Below are 18,177 nucleotides of genomic sequence, written 5' to 3'. Positions count from 1 at the left end.
TTGTGATACTTCAATAAATCTAATCTTTCAAAAAGTATTTATTTTCATTATCCATTCATTACATTTTTACTACCTGCCATCCGATCTCAGGTTCCTTCGTTTCCGCATGCTATCAAAAAACGACGGTTTAAAAAGTCAGGTTTAACCCCAAACTATAACTCGGTAATATCGGAATATTCGCTGTCGGTGTTTCCGGATCCAAATTATGCCACTCCTTCGGAGCCCAGACGGCTATATTATTTGCTTGAAAACGCACCGTCATCCCACGCAGATGCATCTTCTTCACAAAGTCGGAAGGCAACGTATAGCTCAGGGCTAATAAACGGAATCTTAAAAAATCGGTTTTGGCTACCCGGATATCACTCAAGTCATAAAATTCTTGAAACGTATACCCCACATCCGACCGATAATTAAATAGGGCCGGAATATTAGTAACCGCTTCATCTCCCTGTTTCTTCCAACGATTAGCAATTTCTTTCGTCACGTTTTCCGCGGGATCAAATACAGCTTTTTTGTCCCCGTACATCTTGGGCAAACGGGCTTTACCTCCCAATTGGAACGAAAATCCCAAGGACAAATTAAAACCTTTATAGGAAACATAGGTATCAAAACCTCCTGTTACGTCCGGATTGAAATTACCCGATCTCACGAAAGTGGCATTATCATAGTCCACGCTATAAGATTCGTTGCCCTCTTTATCTAAAAATAACGGATACCCGTTTTCCTCGCTTAATCGCACAAAATCAATCGAATAAAATGTTCCGATAGCTGTTCCCTCCGTGGTAATATTACCTTTGATCATATCTTTCCCCATCTCTTTTTCCGTCGCCTCGGGATATTGAGACTTTATAATTTTATTTTCGTTATGAGCTGCATTGGCTCTAAAGGTCCATTGCAAACCGTTATGTTTAACGATATCCACGGATATAGCTCCCTCGAAACCTTTATTCTCCATAATTCCGGAATTAATCGTCAGATAATTACGTCCGGTAGCCATTGAAACTTCTTTATTCATCAACAGATCCTCACTTCTCTTATTGTAATACTCCAACGTGGCCGAGAACCTTCCTCCCAATCCGAATTCCAACCCCACGTTAACCGATTTTGTTTTTTCCCATCGCAGATCGGGATTCGGTAACTGTTTTAGGGTAGCATATCTCAATTGAGTCAGATCCTGACGCCCCTGCAATTGTATAATCAAGTCCGGAGAAGAATTGTCTCCAATATTTCCCTGAACACCGTAAGAAGCCCTTAATGCCAAGTAATCCACCCATTCAACATTTTTCATAAATTGCTCCTCGTTCACGTTCCATCTTCCGGATACAGACCAGACAGGCAAAAAACGATATTTCGGGTTTGTTCCGAATTTATTAGAACCGTCGGAGCGAATGTTGGCATTAAAAATATAACGATTCTCGTAAGAGTAGTCGACAGAACCTATAAAAGAAGCAATTCGTGTTTCCCGGTCCGTAATCACGGCCGGCGCATTTCTCCCCACCAGTTCCCGAATCTTATCGTTATCCAGATTCGGCCAAGTCACCCGATCACCGCCTTCATTATCGTACCCGTACACGATAGCCGAATGTCCTTTATACTCTTTCATCGTGATTTCCTGAATAAACAATCCCCGAAGAACATGTTTATTATTAAAAACACGCTTGTATTCCAATCCGTTCTGTACCAGAATCGTATGGCCATTAGTGTAGCCATAAGACAATTCTCCCCCGTAGGGCAATTTCGATTTTTCCTCTTCCCGGCTCAAAGGAGGGAAGAAACCAAGATCATATCCACGGATATCGGCAATATAATAAGAACGCTCGGTAGCGATACTCTCCGTTCGTGCGTTCGAGGTGGCAAAAGCAAAAAGTCCCCTGTACTTCAAACCCTTATATAAATCAATATCCAAATTCAATTGGAGCTTCAACTCCTCCGAATGTCCTTTCGAACCGGTTTCAGCCAACTCGTTCAGTACATTGTAGGATCTCGGTTTTTCCGTGGTTCCCCGATTATAATAGCATAAACTTCCGTCTTCGTTATACGGAGAAAGTACTCTGGAAGCATGGTAAGCATAATCTTGCGGGTTAACTTGATAAAATCCATTGTTGTCCGATACGGAACCGGACATCTTAAATGTCGTATGCAACCAAGGAGCGATATCGCTCGTGATTTTCAACATGGCCGTGTACCGTTCACTATCGGAACCAATAGCTGCCCCTTTACTATTGTTATAACCCAACGAAACATAATACCGTCCATGTTCTCCACCTCCGGCAATACTTAAACTGTAATCCTGATACAGGGAATTACGGAACAGAATATCAAACCAATCGGTATTACGAGTTTCCAGTACCTTAGCCTGTTTTTCAAATTCCCGAGGAGTAATTTTCTTATCATACAGATCCATCACCAATCCTTCATAGCCCATCCGCCGGGGTACATTATAATACTCTAACCCGTCAGCAAGGATTTCCTGGGATAACCGTACTCTTTCTTGTGAATTCATTAAATTTAACCGACGATAAGAAGGCCTTTGATTTACAGAATAGTTCGCATTGAAATTAACGGATGGCTTTCCGCTTTTTCCCGCCTTCGTGGTAATAGCGATCACACCATTGGCTGCCTGAACACCATAAATAGCGGTAGCCGAAGCGTCCTTCAACACGTTTATACTTTCAATATCCTGCGGATTCAATCCGGCAATCCCGTTTCCGATCAAATATTCGGCATCAGGACCGTTGATATCGGACACGTTAAAAGGCAAAGCACTTTCCTGAATAACACCGTCGACAACCCAAATCGGAGCCTTCGTTCCGTTGATTGTCGAAGTACCGCGTATACGGATCTTCGGCGTTGCACTCGGCTCTCCCGAAGTCAAGGTCACCGACATTCCCGCAACCTTCCCCTGCAACATCTGGTCGATCGTCATAGCACCGGCAACCACCACATCTTCAGCTTTCAACGTGACTATAGAACTGGCCAACTCCCGCTTACTGAACTTTTGATAACCTGTCGTGACGACCACCTCTTCCATTGTTTGAATATCTTCTTCCATCTTAATCAGATACTCTTCTTTATTTTTCTCCAATTTCACATACTGTGTCTTCATCCCGATAAAAGAAACGACGATGGTGTCCACTTTACCCGTAAATTCCAAGGTAAATAACCCCTTCGTATCCGTTGCCGTTCCCAAGGTGGTTCCTTTCAGACGGATGGTCACGCCGGGTAAGGGAAGTCCTTTCGTATCGACAACCTTCCCCTTGATAACCTCTTTGTTTTCGTCCGAGATCCAGCCTTTCTCCCCTTTACGCTGCAATACAACCACATCGTTAATGATTTTGTATTCCAAATTAAAAGAAGGCAAAACCTTATCCAACACGGCCTTTACTTCTTCGTTCGTAATATCGAGAGAAATCTTTTCTTTCCCTTTCACGACAACCGAATTATAAAGGAATTGCATACCTGTCTGACTCTTCACCGCCGAAATAAACTCCTCCAACGTCGCTTGTTCCAACTTCAAAGACACTTTAGTTTGGGAATATACCCCAGCAGAAAGATTCAAACTAAACAAGAACAGAAAGACAGCACTTAGTTTCATAGTCATCCAAGTCTTTTTTTTACACTTAATAAGGCATGTTAACCTTAACAATGGTACTTTTTCCATACTTTTGCAACATATTAGTTATTAATATACTCTAACACGGATAACAAATTTCCTACGTCTGGTATCCGTGTTTTTTATTGATACAGAATCACCGTATTTCCACTTATCCTATATTTCAACTCACCCGTACCTTCCAGTAATTGGAGAAAAGAATTTATCGTATCGTATCGTTTGAGGTTACCCGTAAAACGCACCTCTTTCAAGTGATGCGATTGATAAAAAACAGTCACATCATACCATCTCTGCAACGTTTTCATAATATCTTCCAATTTCTGATCTTTAAACACGTACAAACCGTCTTTCCACCCTACATACTCGTCTACATTCACTTTTCGACATGCCACCTCTCCCGTCGGAGAAGCCATTACCTGCTCGCCCGGTTCAATCGCGAGTGAATCCCCATATCCGATATAAGCCACTTTTCCGCGAACCAATGTCGTCATCATCTTCTCTTCCGGATAAGCAGTAATCCCGAATGCGGTACCCAAGACCCTCACGTCTCCCAACTTGGAATGCACGATAAAAGGCCGTTTATCTTTCTTTATGTCAAAATAAGCCTCTCCTTCTATATATATTTCCCGTTTACCCTCTCCGAAACGAACGGGGTATTTCAGTTTGCTTTCCGCGTTAATCCAAATACAAGAACCATCTTCCAACGCCACGTAGCATTCCGCTCCCGCAGGTACGATCAATTCATCGTATTCGATTGCATCCGTAATCGTATCCAATGAAACATAAGTTAATTTCCCGGCTTCATACTGGATTTTCGTTCCCCCCCGCTCCTCTATTTTTCCCTCTTTATCCAACACGATCTCATTCGCCCGCTTCTCTCCCAATTTCAAATAGGCCTTAGCTATTCCCGGGCGGATAACCGTATTTTCAGCATACCGTAGTTGTTTTTCCTCCTGCCTATTTAACCATAGCCCTGTCCCGATTCCCAACAATATGAAGACAGTTGCAGCAACAGAACAGCGTAACAACCGTTTTCGCAACATTAATCTCTTTATCTGCCGTTGCTCGAATTTCCGGAAAGCTTTTTCTGGCGAATATAACCTATACTTTGCCAACTCCTCTTCTACATAAACATCGTCGGATATATCCGTAAATACCCGATATAAAAAAGGATTTTCCATCAACTTATCGAACTCTTCCCGTTCTTTTACAGTTAATTTTCCGGAAAACGCTTTCCGAAACAAAAAAACAATCCGTTGAAATTCATCGCCCATTTTCCTATATTCATTTTATATAGAAAATGCACGAACCGACTTTTGGTATGACAAAAAAGATGATTTTTTACTAATATTTTAGAAAAACGCCCGGTATTATCTTATACATAATAGGTTAGCAGAATAAAAAAAACGGAATCTTTCAATTTTTCCCGCAAAAATTTAAAACTCCTGTTTTTTTGAGTTTTCACCGTGTGTATCGTGATACCCAACTGGTCAGCGATCTCCTGCCCGGAGAACCCCTTAATACTGAGTAACATAATTTTCCGTCTGTCTTCAGGCAACTCATTAATATAACGATACAATTGCCTGAGTAATTCCTCGCGTACCGTATCGGCAAAAACCTCCTCTGAAAATTCTTCCTGGCATTCCCGTAACATTTGCCGTAAATGCTGTTCTTTACACTTCAAACTTCGAATATGCATCATGGCCTGATTATAAACAGCCCGATACAGATAAAAGGTAAAATCGCCCACCTGTTCAAACTTTCTATCCGATCGCCAAACGTTACACAACACGTCCTGCACCAAATCTTCTGAAACGACTACATCTTTAATCAACCGGTTCGCATAGGCACATAAAGCCGCATAATAAGAGACATAGACACTTTTCCATGCCTTCACGTCTTTCTCATTAACACCTTGAAGAATCTGTTCCGGATTTATAGACATAACACATCATCACAGAGTAAAAACCATGATAAACAAAAGTAAATATTAAATCGGATTACTCCAAACCTTTGCTCGTATCCACCAAAAAATTCCGAACGGCCTCCTGCAGCTCCTTCGGAGTACAAGTATAATGATTAATCAGTACGGTAAAAGCCAGTTCCTGCCCGTTTCTTGTTTTCAAAAATCCGGAAAGGGTACGCACACCGGTAAAGGAACCGGTTTTTGCCCGCAGGTTATTCCGCAAAACAGGATGATCGGCATAAATAACCAGTCCGCCATCCACTCCCCCTTCAGGCAAAGAAGCCCAGAAAGACTTTCCCAAATGCAGACGGCTCCATAACAAAAGATCGGTAAACACTTCCGCGGGAACAGCATTTTGCATAGAGAGCCCGGAAGCATCTTTTAAAATAATTCCGGCCGTATCAATCGCCATTCCCGCTAAACGCTCCTTTACCTCCTGTTCGAAACGGTCAGAACTGACCAACTTACCTAAAGCTTCCGCAAATAAATTTATGCTCCTCTTATTCGTGTAAAAAACAATCTCTTCTACGGTCGGAGAGATAAAAGTATGCAGAGGATGCACGGAATCTCCGGATACGGACGTATCGCCTATTGCTATTCCCTGTCGTCTCAACCGCCTCTTCAACTCATCACAAAAGGTTTCAGCAGGGCGATGCATGGCTCCCTTCACTTCAAAGGAAGAAGATTTCGCGGTTATATTTCCTTTTAACAATAGTTTCCCCGTGTAAGGACCGCCATAAATCCAAACCTCCTCTTTTTTCAGATCGGAAACCGTTACCCGATTTACAAATTCCACATTTATCGAAGGAACTACAGAAATAATTTTTGCCATTCCCGCAGTTCTTTCCGGTCTCAACGTAACAGTATATAAATTGTCCCGATAATTAAAAGAATGATAAAGCGCCCCGTAATAATTGGCTATATCTTCCCATAACCAAGACCCCGGAATTTCCACTCGAGCCTGTTCACGAATGACAACTGTCCCCTCTATCCGATGGATCCCCAATATCTTTATGGCTTGAATAAGCGTATCCATAAAACGTCGGGCAGGGAAGTAACGGGAATCCAAACAAGGATCTCCTCCCGCCTCAATCACAATATTTCCTTTCAGAATCCCATTTGCTAACTCTCCCGTATAGGTGACGGGGGTAGAAAAAGTATAGGCCGGACCCACCTTTTGCAAACTCAGAGCCGTACAGAACAACTTTGTAACAGAGGCAGGTATTAAGGCTGTTTCCGAACGATATGCACTTATGATTTTTTGATCGCCCACCCGCTTTACAGATATTCCGATAGCAGCATGCTTTAAACCGGGTGTAGAGAGTAATTTTTGCAATGCACTATCGACCTGAGCCGAAAGCGGAAAAACGATCAGCCCGCAAAATAATAAAGTATATAAAATCCGTCTCGGCATCCCAAAAATTCAAACTTCCATTGATTTCAAAATATTCTCTACCTCCTCCTCCGTCTCGTGCAACTTAGCTTTACAAAAAGCAATCAGTTGGGAAACCCGCTTCACCTTCTCTCCCAATTCATCTATATCTAATTTATTATCTTCCAACTTACTGACAATACTTTCAATCTCGGCCATAGCCATTTTATAGTTCAATTTCTCTTCCATACTCTTCTTTTTTGTTTTTTATTTCGCTCGTTATTTTACCATGATACAATTCCGTCTCGATCACATCTCCCGCTTGTAAACCGGTAATGTCTCTCACTGATTTTCCATTTATCCGGGTAATCGAAAACCCGCGTTTCAATACATTTTTCGGATTCATATACCTCGTTTGGGCCTCTGCCATCTCCAAACGATGGTTTTGATAAGAAAAGCAATTGCTCACTCGTTGTTCCAACTGCCTACCGTAATTCTCCAGCAACATGGTCTGACGCCCTAAACTCAACCGCACCTTTCCTTCCGCACGTGTTTTCCATTGCTCGAATCCGCCCAGTTGATTCCGGATAAACAACTTTGAACGATGTTCTGCCTTTTGTAACTGAAATACCAGGCTATTTTTCCGGTTATCCAAAAGAGCACGGGTAAACTGCCTGAAATTGGAGACCAATACGTATTGTTTATTTTTCTCCTCGGCCAACCGTCGATTTACATTCATCCTCCATCGTTCCCGCAAATCTTCTATTCCAGCTTCCCTTGCCTGAAACTGCTCAATCAAAAAGGCTGCTGCTGCTGTCGGAGTTTTCACGCTCTTAAAAGCGACCCTATCTACAATTGTCTCATCCTGTTCGTGACCGATTCCGGCAATAACAGGTAGCGGAAACTGAGCCACGTTTGCCGCCAATTCGTAAGAATCAAAACTCCCCAAATCGGTTTGAGAACCTCCTCCCCGAATAATCACGACCACATCGAACAAAGAGTCGTATTCATATACCCGTTCCAAAGCCGCAATCACAGACGCTGTCGTATTTTCTCCCTGCATCACTGCCGGGAATAACTTCGTATGGAAAGCATAACCGAAAGGATTCCGATGCAACTGATCTACGAAATCTCCATATCCGGCGGCTGTCGGAGAAGATATAACGGCAATAACTTTAGGTAAGGGAGAGAGTTCCAATTCCCGGTTCATATGGATAACTCCTTCCTGTTCCAAGCGATCCAGTATCTCTTTTCGTTTCCGCTCCACATCTCCTATGGTAAAGGTAGGATCTATATCGCGAATGTTCAAAGAATAACCATAAACTTCATGAAACACGACCTCCACACGAACCAACACTTTCATTCCCCGTTGTAAAGATTTTCCCGTGGTCGTTTCAAAATAAGGTTTTAACAAACGATACGTGAATGCCCAAATCGTCGCCCTGGCCGTGGCGATAATCGCATCATCCTCTTCCCGTTTCTCCACCAACTCGATGTAACAATGTCCCGAACGATTCTCTTTGATATCAGCAATTTCCGCCACAATCAATATCCCCTCGGTGAAACTCTCCTTCAAAGTCTGTTTCACCAAATTATTCAGCTGATATAGCCCTATAGGTTCCATCATCTCTTTATTCCAACTCTACCGTTTTATTCAATTCTTCGATGTAATCCAAAATTTCCATGCGACCGATCCCCTTTTCCGACGAAGTCAAAAAAGCCTTAGGCAGACTCTCCCATTGTTCGGACATGATTTTTCCGTATTCCTCTATGCAAGTTTTCTGGCGGGTTACGTTTAATTTATCGGCCTTCGTAAATACCATAACAAAAGGAACCCCATTCTCTCCCAACCAAGCCATAAACTCCAAATCAATCTTTTGAGGTTCATGACGACTGTCGATCAAAACAAACAGACAAACCATATTTTCCCGTTTCAGAATATAGTTTTTAATCATAGGTTCAAACTTGTTCCGTACCGATTTTGCAGCTTTCGCGTAACCGTATCCCGGTAGATCGACCAAGTACCATTCATTATTAATCAGAAAATGATTGATCAACTGTGTTTTCCCGGGAGTACCGGAAGTTTTGGCCAACTTACTATGGTTTGTAAGCATATTGATTAAAGAAGATTTTCCCACATTAGATCGACCGATAAAAGCATATTCATGCTTATCAGGAACGGGGCATTTATCCACCTCCGTATTACTCATTACAAATTTTGCGTTATATACTTCCATAATCTTTTATTTTAGACTTTCAAAAATACAAAAAAAGAGCCGTCCATAAAATAAATTTCCAGCTCTCTCTTTTTCTATATAAAACAAAAACGCTTGTTTTTATTAATTTCCCGCAGAAGAACGTCTGAAATTCCTCGGTTTCTTCGGATTACTTCCTGGTTTCCCTCGCCGTTTCCCCTCTACCTCCTTCTCACGTTTTCCGCTATCCCTACGTTCAAAACGATCTCTTCCGGATCTTCCGCTACGGCCACCCCGGCTTCCCCCTCTATCCCTATCACCACCTCTCCCACGGCTACTTTGGCCGCGATTGGATATCGCTCTGATGGTTAAAGGAATTCCATTGAATATCGCCCTACTGAAATCCGATGCGAAATCCGCAGCACTCTCCTCGTCGATTTCAAACTTCGTATCCGTATCGTAAATCCGGATTCCTCCTACTTCCACTCCTCTACGACGCGAATGCTTATTAATCAAGGCCATCAGATCTTTAGGAGTTAATCCGTCTTCCCGACCAATATTCAACGAAAAAGCACTAAAGACTGTGTCACCGCCACGTCCCCGGCGTTCGCCTCTTCCTTCCCGTCCTCCGCGTTCACTACGCTCTTTTTCCGTCAGGTTAAGATCCTCCGTATTTTTATACTTCTTCAACAATTTACCGAACTCGAAAGAGACCAAATGCTGAATCAACTCCTCCTTCGTATAATCGGCAAATTTATCAAACACGGTCTGCTCGAAATTCTCCAGGTTATCCTGTTGCTCTGCCGCAAGTATCTGATCGGCATAATAGGCTAATTGAGCTTTACAAATCTGATCTCCCCCGGGAACCTGTTGATAAACGAACGTTTTCTTCAACATGTTTTCGATACGACGCAACTTACCCTTCTCCTTGGAGTGAATGATAGCAATAGAGATACCCTCTTTTCCCGCACGCCCCGTTCTACCGCTCCGGTGAGTATAACTTTCGACATCATCGGGCAAATTGTAATTAATAACATGGGTCAGACAATCCACGTCCAATCCCCTGGCAGCCACATCCGTAGCGACTAACACTTTCAGTCTTTTGGAACGAAAAGCGGACATCACGTTATCACGTTGAGCCTGGCTCAGGTCTCCGTGCAAAGCATCGCAATCGATCCCGTCCCGCTGTAAATGTTTGGCTATCTCACTTGCATCATTTTTAGTCCGCGTGAAAATAATGGCATACATATCAGGGGCACAGTCGATTACCCGACGTAATGTTTCATAACAATCCTTCGCCCTCACCATATAATAGTGATGCGAGACCGTATCAGCTCCCTGGTTTTTCTTGCCTACGGCTATCTCTTTCGGATTGATCAAATAATTTTTAGCAATCCGCTCTACCTCCTTCGGCATTGTCGCCGAAAACAGATAAGTATTCTTATCCTTAGGAGTCTCCTCCAGAATAAAATTCAGGTCTTCCTGAAAGCCCATATTCAACATCTCGTCCGCCTCATCCAAAACTACGGCAACCACGGATTCGATATCTACAACCTTCCGTTTTAACAAGTCTACCAACCTTCCCGGTGTAGCCACGATAACATGAACGCCCCGTTCAATCTCTTTGATCTGCCTGCGGATATCCGTACCCCCGTAAACGCAAGCGATTCGAATATCCTTACGATATTTGGAGTAGTTTTTTAAATCATTTCCGATCTGCACACACAATTCTCGCGTAGGACTCAAAACCAGGACCTGGGTGTTTTTCCATTCCGGCTCGATTTTTTGCAATAAAGGCAATCCGAATGCTGCTGTTTTCCCCGTTCCAGTCTGGGCTAAAACTACTAAATCATTTTCTTCGCCCAAAATTACAGGGATCGTCTTCTCTTGTACAGGACTCGGTGTTTCAAAACCTAAATCTGCAATTCCCTTAAGAATTTCCCCGTCTAAACCTAATTCTCTAAATTTTTCCATTAATGTAATTAAATTAATTCCATGATGCCACTTGTAATCCTTTGTCCATAATCTCCAATCACAAACAACAAATTACGATTATTTTTCCGCATCATATTCTATCTATTTTTATTTGTCTCCGAGTATACGCCGGAGTCGTTTCCAATTCTTTTATCTTCTCTTGCGGCAGGTCCGGTTGCAAAATCACATCCGATTCCTTCAATATGACCTGCACGTAATCCTTCACGCCATCCTTTATTTTCCTCATCCGTTCCGGATCTTCTTCCGTTTCCGACATTGTTACGGGTATCCCTCCTTTGATAGGTGCGGTAAAGGTATTTTCCACATCAGTGGTAGAAAAACCGGTGGCAATTATCGTTACGGATATGGAATCTCCCAAAGATTCATCCGTACCGACCCCCCAAATGACAGCGGCATTATCTCCTACTTCCTTAATAATATAGGATGTTATCTCGCTCATCTCATCCATTGTAATTTCATCCGTACCGGAAGTAATATTCAACAAGATATTACTGGCTCCCAAAATATCACTCTTATTCAACAAAGGGCTGTTTAAAGCATCGACAATAACCCTTTTGGCCCGGTCTTCTCCCGAAGCCTTTGCCGCCCCCATGATAGCGATACCGCTATCGGTCATAACAGTTCTCACATCGGCAAAATCCACGTTTATATACCCCGGCAAAGTGATGATTTCAGCTATACCCTTTACGGCCGTATTCAATACATCATTAGCCTTGGCAAAGGCTGTTGACAAAGTTTGCGAACCATAAATCCGCTGAATCTTTTCATTATCGATAATGATTAACGAATCCACATAGCCCTTCAGCCTCCGTACTCCTTCCCTTGCTTGCTCCAAACGTTTCGGGCCCTCAAAACGGGAAGGGATGGTAACGATCCCCACGGTAAGAATCCCCATCTCCTTGGCAACCTTGGCAATTACCGGAGCTGCTCCCGTTCCGGTCCCCCCCCCCATAGCTGCCGTAATGAACACCATTTTCGTGCTGTTTCGCAATAACTCTTCTATCTCCTTAAAACTTTCATTGGCAGCAGCCTCTCCCACTTCCGGACGGTTTCCAGCCCCACGGCCTTCCGTCAAAGCTCTGCCCAACTGAATCTTTATGGGAACCTGACTATGTTCCAATATCTGATAATCGGTATTACACAACACGAAATCTACATCGCAAATCCCTTGTTTATGCATGTATTCGACGGCATTACCGCCTCCGCCACCTACTCCGATTACCTTAATAATCGTAGGGGAAATTTCGTTCTGGTTAAAATTTATCAATCCATCTACCATGATCATCCGCTATTACAATTCAGTATCTCTACTCATATCTTCACTAAACATTGTTCCGAGTTTACGTTTAAACCAACTGTCCACATCGGGAACCTCGTTTATGCCCCGCTTCCGGTTTCGATCCGGACGCTGTTTTTCCCGAACTTCTTCCTCGAAATCTTTCTCCTCCTCTTTTTCTATAGCTTCCATCTCTCTTCGTTGTCGCTCCCGTTGCAAACGTCGAAGCCGGTTCTCCTCCTGCTTCTGTTTACGCTGTCGCTCTTCTTCCTCCAACTTCTTCGGATCTACCACCTTCAACTCAAGGTCTTCTATCTCCTCTACCTTAAAAGAGATAGGCGAACGCTTCGTATCCACAGGAACACCATTAAAACCGGTAGCTATAACCGCCACACGTAATTCGTCTCCTAACGAATCATCCTTTCCGGCTCCCCAAATTACATTAACATCGTAACCGACCAACTCTTTCAGGTAATCGGTTATCAAAGTGATCTCATCCATCGTGATCTCCTTGTCCCCGTATAACATATTCAACAATATATTGGAGGCTCCCCGTATATCATTACTATTCAATAGAGGAGATTCCAAAGCCATTTTGACGGCATCCAATGCCCGATTCTCACCTTCCGCTTCCCCGGCCCCCATCAACGCCACCCCGCTATTTCTCATGACCACTTCCACATCAGCAAAATCGACATTAACAAAACCCTTTAGCGTGATGATTTCAGCTATGCTCTTAGCTGCAATAGTCAAAACATTATCAGCCATTTCAAAAGCTTTGGACAACTTCAAATCCCCATACATATCGCGTAATTTCTCATTACAGATAATCAGTAAGGCGTCCACGTATTCTACCAATTCATCCACCCCGGCCATAGCCTGTTCAACCCTCCTTTTTCCTTCAAAATTAAAAGGTATCGTAACGATTCCAATGGTCAATATCCCTAATTCTTTGGCCTGTCTGGCAATAATGGGAGCTGCTCCCGTTCCGGTACCTCCTCCCATGCCGGCTGTAATAAAAATCATCTTTGTATTACGCTCGAGAATCGTCTTTATGTAATCCAAGCTCTCCTCTGCCGACTGGCGTCCGCGTTCCGGCAAACTTCCGGCTCCCCGGCCTTCAGTCAACTCCTTTCCGATCTGTATCCGGTTCTTGACAGGACTAATCCGCAAGGCTTGTATATCCGTGTTACAAATAACAAATTCGACACCTCGAATTCCTTGTCTGCACATGTGATTCACGGCATTACTCCCGCCTCCTCCCACTCCGAACACCTTGATGATCGACTCCTCCTGTATCGGGGCATTTAACTCCAGCAAAGTACCTTCACTAAACATAACTGAAACCATTAATTCGTTAATCATTAAAAAGTTCTCCGAACCACCTCTTCATCCGACTTCCGGACTTTTTCTGTTCTTTCCGCTCGCATCGCAGCAAACCCAATGCCGTTAAATACTCCGGTGTCTTCAATAAAGCACCTTTTTCCGACGACACATTTACGGCCCGGGCAACTCCCACGCTATGACCCGACAATTTCGATAATAAGGTATCCACACCGACAACACGGCTTCCACCTCCGGTCAATAAGACTCCTTCATCGAGATCTTCGTAACAACCGCTCTGCTGCATTTGGAATATGGCCCCTTCTAAAATCTCTTCCAAACGACACTGTTCCACGTAAGCCAAATTATGACTCTCTATACAATATTTTGTTTCGGGAATAATAACTTTTCGATTCTTGCATTCGGCCCGAAGAGCCATTCCGTATTCATGTTTTAATTTTTTAGCCTTTTCGAGATCCCGAATAGAAAAAGCCACATTCAAATCCGATTCGATCGTACGGCATCCTAACGGCAATTCCGAATAAAACAAAACCATTCCATTCTGGAATACAACGATTTTCGTACATTCGGCTCCTAAATCGACAAGGGCAAAATTCTGATTCTCTCCTGGCTTGGTCACCAAAGCACTCGTCACGGCCCGAACGACCGAATAAATTTCCAAATGTTCGACACCTATACTCGAGAATAATATTTTCAACTCCTCTAACATCTCCTTCGATAGAATGAAAACCTGATAACGTACGTCCAAACGACGTGCCGAATATCCGACCGGATCGTTTACGACCTCCTTATCTATAAAATAAGCCATCGGAACGACATCCACAACGACCTCGTTTCCATTCTCCAAAGTATTCCTACACCTCTTCTCCAACTCAACCAAATCATGCTGGGTCACCCCCTGCGACTTGGCATATTTTAAACTTTCCCTATCCTCCAACACTTTCACCCAACTCCCCGAAAGCGCAAGGTTCAAAGAATCAATATGCACGGAATGTTCGCTTTCGAATCCATCCAACAATTGCTGTATGCAAGCTTTGGCCCTGAGTTTATCAATTATCTTTCCCCGTTTTATGCCTTGAGACGCAACACTCATGACACCTACAAGACGACAATCATCCCCGGTTTTCTCTGCCAAAGCCATCACCATGGTCTCCGACCCCATATCCAAAGAAGCTACGTATCCCATATCCTTTTATTTTATTTTCTAACACAAACTACCTGATCTTTAAATTTCAAATTTACCTCTTTATAGCGATTCCACCCTTTTTTGGCAATTCCTTGCTTTAAAAAAAGCATCAACTTGTCCATTCTCTCCTCGCAATCATCCACTTTTCCGAGGATAATTTTAAAATCACCTACTTTGGGTATCATTATAATATCTTCATTTTGAAGTACTACAATCTGTTCTATGTAAGCATCCCAAAATGAATGATCCCTCAGTTTTTTCACGAAAGGACATAATTTTTCGCAAGCAAATTTTTTAGTAATGTTACCAGTAGCAACAATAACCCTGGAAGTAAACTTAGAAGACAACGGCATCACTTTTCCGTCCGCATCAACGTAATAACCCTCACCTGTCAATACTCTAAAAACAGGTTCACGTTGTTCTATACCTACATGAAAATAACCATCTAAACTGTAGTAAACCTGAACCGATTTTATCATCGGATTTCTGACAAGTATTCTTTCCAAACTATCTTTATTTACTGTCTTAATACCCTGATTCAGAATTCCTCCATACCCATTCTTTATCATTTTCAAGATATCCTCTTCACCGACGAACACATTCATTGTGGTATCTTTGACAGTAACCCGTACCCCTCTACATGTTACCTCCCCCATTTTTGTCGCTGCAAAGGTAAACACAATTATCAGGTATGCAAGCAATATGATAAATATTATGTAAGGTACGATACGTTTCATGCTACATTTCTCTTTACAACCTAAACACTATACGTCGATTTTCTCCTATCGTTAAAGATTTTCGTAAAAATCGGTATAAAGCGATCGATATCGCCCGCCCCCATTGTCACGAATACTCCTTCTTTCACGTTCTCCTTCACGTATTCCGGAAAATCTTCTTTGGTAACCCTCTTTACGGGTACGGTTACCCGGTCCGCAATCAAAGCCGAGGTCACACCCGGAATCGGCTCTTCCCGCGCCGGATAGATATCCAACAAAATCACCTCATCGGCTAAGCTTAAGCCACGGGCAAAATCAGGATAAAAGTCATTCGTACGAGAATAAAGATGAGGCTGAAAGGCAACCGTCAATCGCTTATCCGGCCACATTTCCCGGATAGAAGAGAGAGCGGCCTCTATCTCCTTCGGATGGTGGGCATAATCATCGATATAGATCATATCCCGATTTTTCACGTGCACGTCAAAACGCCGGGCAACCCCTTTAAAAAGAGGCAAAGCCATCCGAATCTCGTCCGGGGTTACACCCGCCTGCAAAGCCACCGTAATAGCAGCTGTTGCATTTTCAACATTCACCCGTCCCGGAAAACAAAGTCTCAGCTCTTTTATCACACCCTCCGGAAACACGTAATCAAACACATAACTACCGTTTTCCACCCGCAAACGATCCGCATAATAATCCGTCTTTTCTCCTGCCGCGTAAAAACCGGTCACCGCTCGTTGCAAGGTCAGCCCTTTTCTTAAAAACAGAGGACCCTTTGTCTGGAGGGCAAAAGCCTCAAAAGCCTCCAACAGCTTCTCATGCGTTCCATATATATCCAAATGATCCGCATCCATCGCTGTAATAACGGCAACCTCCGGATGAAGGTGCAAAAACGAGCGATCAAATTCATCCGCTTCAATAACCACATAATCCGATTTTCTGTCGATCAGCAAATTCGTTCCGAAATTAGCAGATATTCCTCCTAAAAAAGCATTACACCCCACGTGAGAATGATTTAACAAAAAAGCCACCATCGTCGTCGTCGTCGTTTTCCCATGAGTTCCGGCTATGCACAATGCTTTTTTATCTTTCGATATCAAGCCCAAAACTTCTGCCCGTTTATGCAGAGAGTAACCGTTGTCCCGGAAATAAGAAAATATTCGGTTCTCTTCGGGAACCGCTGGTGTATATACCACTAACGTACTCTTTTTATCTTTGAATAAAGAGGTTATTTCCCGAACATCGTCCGTATAGGTAATGGAAAATCCCTCCTCCTCACTCATTTTTCGGGTCAAGGGTGAAGGTGTCTTATCGTAACCTGCAACCGCATAGCCCATAGCCTTAAAATAACGGGCCAATGCACTCATTCCGATTCCTCCGATTCCTACAAAATAAACGTTTTTCATACGCTCGAATTAAAACAATTTTATAATTTCTTTGGCTATGATCTCGTCCGAGTCTTTCACGGCTAATTTCAATATATTGGAAGATAACTCTCTTCTCCGCTCCTCCTGATTCAACAAGTCATATAAAACATTTCCCAGGCGATCCTCGACTTCCGCATCCTTTATCATGACTGCAGCCTCTTTATTCACCAAAGCCATAGCATTCTTGGTCTGGTGATCTTCTGCTACATTAGGAGAAGGCACCAATACGACAGCCTTTCCTAACAAACACAACTCGGATATCGTTCCGGCCCCGGCACGCGCCACTACCAGATCGGCACAAGCATAAGCCAGATCCATCCGTTTCAAAAAGGGTAACAATTTTACATTGGCCGGCCATTTCTCTCCTAATTGTTGTTTCAATGTTTCGTAATAATATCCGCCGCATTGCCACAACACCTGTACGTCTTTCCAATCGGAAATCTCTTTTAAATGTTTCACCACAGCCTTATTGATACTGCCGGCACCCAAACTGCCACCGGTAACAAGAATCGTTGTCCGGCAAGTATCCAAACCATAGAACGTTATCCCCTCGTCCCGTTCTCCCGACGCTTTCAACAGATCCTTACGTACCGGATTTCCAGTGAATACAATCTTGTCTTTTTCAAAAAAACGCTCCATTCCTTCATAAGCGACACATATTTTCTTTGCCTTTTTGGCCAAAATCTTATTCGTAACTCCGGCATAGGAATTTTGCTCTTGCAATACCAAAGGGATTCCGGCATTGGCAGCAACCCGCCCGATGGGACCACTGGCATATCCCCCGACACCGACAACGACATCCGGTTCGAACTCTTTAATTATCTTTTTTGCCTTGCGCAAACTCTTCCAAAGATTCAACAAAACCTTCACGTTTTCGAAAGTCAGCCGTCTTTGTAAGCCGCGTACCGGTAAACCTACAATTTTATATCCCGCTTCCGGGACCTTTTCCATTTCCATCTTCCCTTCTGCCCCGACAAACAGAATCTCGATCTTATTATCCAAATGTTTCAACGCATTTGCAATAGAAAGTGCCGGAAATATATGCCCTCCCGTTCCTCCTCCGCTTACGATTACTTTTCTTACCATT

Annotated in this window: 14 protein-coding genes; all 14 read right to left on the bottom strand. The window is 43.2% G+C overall.

The window, feature by feature from the left end; translation table 11 throughout:
• Positions 1-127 precede the first annotated feature (127 nt).
• Entirely contained in the window at positions 128-3,601 is a 3,474-nt protein-coding gene (locus BN3283_RS04990; protein ID WP_286137529.1) for a SusC/RagA family TonB-linked outer membrane protein, read from the bottom strand.
• Between the two features lie 134 nt (positions 3,602-3,735).
• Positions 3,736-4,887, bottom strand: coding sequence for a FecR family protein (locus BN3283_RS04985; RefSeq protein WP_041503972.1), 1,152 nt, complete (start codon positions 4,885-4,887; stop codon positions 3,736-3,738).
• A gap of 101 nt (positions 4,888-4,988) precedes the next feature.
• Positions 4,989-5,558: an RNA polymerase sigma-70 factor gene (locus BN3283_RS04980; protein ID WP_059025874.1), complete on the bottom strand. Its 570-nt coding sequence runs from the start codon at positions 5,556-5,558 to the stop codon at positions 4,989-4,991.
• A gap of 55 nt (positions 5,559-5,613) precedes the next feature.
• A complete protein-coding gene (gene dacB / locus BN3283_RS04975; RefSeq protein ID WP_059025873.1) occupies positions 5,614-6,993 on the bottom strand; it encodes a D-alanyl-D-alanine carboxypeptidase/D-alanyl-D-alanine endopeptidase in 1,380 nt (459 codons plus the stop codon).
• A 9-nt stretch (positions 6,994-7,002) separates the two neighbouring features.
• Complete coding sequence (gene xseB, locus BN3283_RS04970; RefSeq protein WP_041503975.1) at positions 7,003-7,200, bottom strand: exodeoxyribonuclease VII small subunit; 198 nt, start codon at positions 7,198-7,200, stop codon at positions 7,003-7,005.
• Positions 7,178-8,578: an exodeoxyribonuclease VII large subunit gene (gene xseA / locus BN3283_RS04965; RefSeq protein WP_070807454.1), complete on the bottom strand. Its 1,401-nt coding sequence runs from the start codon at positions 8,576-8,578 to the stop codon at positions 7,178-7,180. The genes xseB and xseA overlap by 23 nt, the downstream gene beginning before the upstream one ends.
• Positions 8,579-8,582: 4 nt before the next feature.
• Entirely contained in the window at positions 8,583-9,188 is a 606-nt protein-coding gene (yihA, locus tag BN3283_RS04960) for a ribosome biogenesis GTP-binding protein YihA/YsxC (RefSeq protein WP_041503976.1), read from the bottom strand.
• A gap of 102 nt (positions 9,189-9,290) precedes the next feature.
• Positions 9,291-11,120: a DEAD/DEAH box helicase gene (locus BN3283_RS04955; protein WP_059025871.1), complete on the bottom strand. Its 1,830-nt coding sequence runs from the start codon at positions 11,118-11,120 to the stop codon at positions 9,291-9,293.
• Positions 11,121-11,211: 91 nt separating this feature from the next.
• Positions 11,212-12,420: a cell division protein FtsZ gene (ftsZ, locus tag BN3283_RS04950; RefSeq protein ID WP_059027175.1), complete on the bottom strand. Its 1,209-nt coding sequence runs from the start codon at positions 12,418-12,420 to the stop codon at positions 11,212-11,214.
• Between the two features lie 12 nt (positions 12,421-12,432).
• Entirely contained in the window at positions 12,433-13,755 is a 1,323-nt protein-coding gene (gene ftsZ, locus BN3283_RS04945) for a cell division protein FtsZ (RefSeq protein ID WP_059025870.1), read from the bottom strand.
• Between the two features lie 19 nt (positions 13,756-13,774).
• A complete protein-coding gene (ftsA, locus tag BN3283_RS04940) occupies positions 13,775-14,947 on the bottom strand; it encodes a cell division protein FtsA (RefSeq protein WP_059025869.1) in 1,173 nt (390 codons plus the stop codon).
• 11 nt (positions 14,948-14,958) lie between these two features.
• Entirely contained in the window at positions 14,959-15,684 is a 726-nt protein-coding gene (locus BN3283_RS04935; RefSeq protein ID WP_059025868.1) for a cell division protein FtsQ/DivIB, read from the bottom strand.
• Positions 15,685-15,704: 20 nt separating this feature from the next.
• Positions 15,705-17,069, bottom strand: coding sequence for a UDP-N-acetylmuramate--L-alanine ligase (gene murC, locus BN3283_RS04930; RefSeq protein ID WP_041503980.1), 1,365 nt, complete (start codon positions 17,067-17,069; stop codon positions 15,705-15,707).
• A 9-nt stretch (positions 17,070-17,078) separates the two neighbouring features.
• Positions 17,079-18,176: an undecaprenyldiphospho-muramoylpentapeptide beta-N-acetylglucosaminyltransferase gene (gene murG, locus BN3283_RS04925; protein WP_059025867.1), complete on the bottom strand. Its 1,098-nt coding sequence runs from the start codon at positions 18,174-18,176 to the stop codon at positions 17,079-17,081.
• Between the last annotated feature and the right edge of the window lies 1 nt (position 18,177).

This window comes from Gabonibacter massiliensis (genome assembly GCA_001487125.1).
Lineage (GTDB): Bacteria > Bacteroidota > Bacteroidia > Bacteroidales > Marinifilaceae > Gabonibacter > Gabonibacter massiliensis.
This window is presented reverse-complemented; position numbering and strand designations above follow the sequence as displayed.

What these genes read in the sequence shown, in the direction of transcription:
- BN3283_RS04990 (WP_286137529.1), bottom strand. Translation starts at nt 3,601, where the DNA reads ATGACTATGAAACTAAGTGCTGTCTTTCTGTTCTTGTTTAGTTTGAAT.
- BN3283_RS04985 (WP_041503972.1), bottom strand. Translation starts at nt 4,887, where the DNA reads ATGGGCGATGAATTTCAACGGATTGTTTTTTTGTTTCGGAAAGCGTTT.
- BN3283_RS04980 (WP_059025874.1), bottom strand. Translation starts at nt 5,558, where the DNA reads ATGTCTATAAATCCGGAACAGATTCTTCAAGGTGTTAATGAGAAAGAC.
- dacB (WP_059025873.1), bottom strand. Translation starts at nt 6,993, where the DNA reads ATGCCGAGACGGATTTTATATACTTTATTATTTTGCGGGCTGATCGTT.
- xseB (WP_041503975.1), bottom strand. Translation starts at nt 7,200, where the DNA reads ATGGAAGAGAAATTGAACTATAAAATGGCTATGGCCGAGATTGAAAGT.
- xseA (WP_070807454.1), bottom strand. Translation starts at nt 8,578, where the DNA reads ATGATGGAACCTATAGGGCTATATCAGCTGAATAATTTGGTGAAACAG.
- yihA (WP_041503976.1), bottom strand. Translation starts at nt 9,188, where the DNA reads ATGGAAGTATATAACGCAAAATTTGTAATGAGTAATACGGAGGTGGAT.
- BN3283_RS04955 (WP_059025871.1), bottom strand. Translation starts at nt 11,120, where the DNA reads ATGGAAAAATTTAGAGAATTAGGTTTAGACGGGGAAATTCTTAAGGGA.
- ftsZ (WP_059027175.1), bottom strand. Translation starts at nt 12,420, where the DNA reads ATGGTAGATGGATTGATAAATTTTAACCAGAACGAAATTTCCCCTACG.
- ftsZ (WP_059025870.1), bottom strand. Translation starts at nt 13,755, where the DNA reads ATGTTTAGTGAAGGTACTTTGCTGGAGTTAAATGCCCCGATACAGGAG.
- ftsA (WP_059025869.1), bottom strand. Translation starts at nt 14,947, where the DNA reads ATGGGATACGTAGCTTCTTTGGATATGGGGTCGGAGACCATGGTGATG.
- BN3283_RS04935 (WP_059025868.1), bottom strand. Translation starts at nt 15,684, where the DNA reads ATGAAACGTATCGTACCTTACATAATATTTATCATATTGCTTGCATAC.
- murC (WP_041503980.1), bottom strand. Translation starts at nt 17,069, where the DNA reads ATGAAAAACGTTTATTTTGTAGGAATCGGAGGAATCGGAATGAGTGCA.
- murG (WP_059025867.1), bottom strand. Translation starts at nt 18,176, where the DNA reads ATGGTAAGAAAAGTAATCGTAAGCGGAGGAGGAACGGGAGGGCATATA.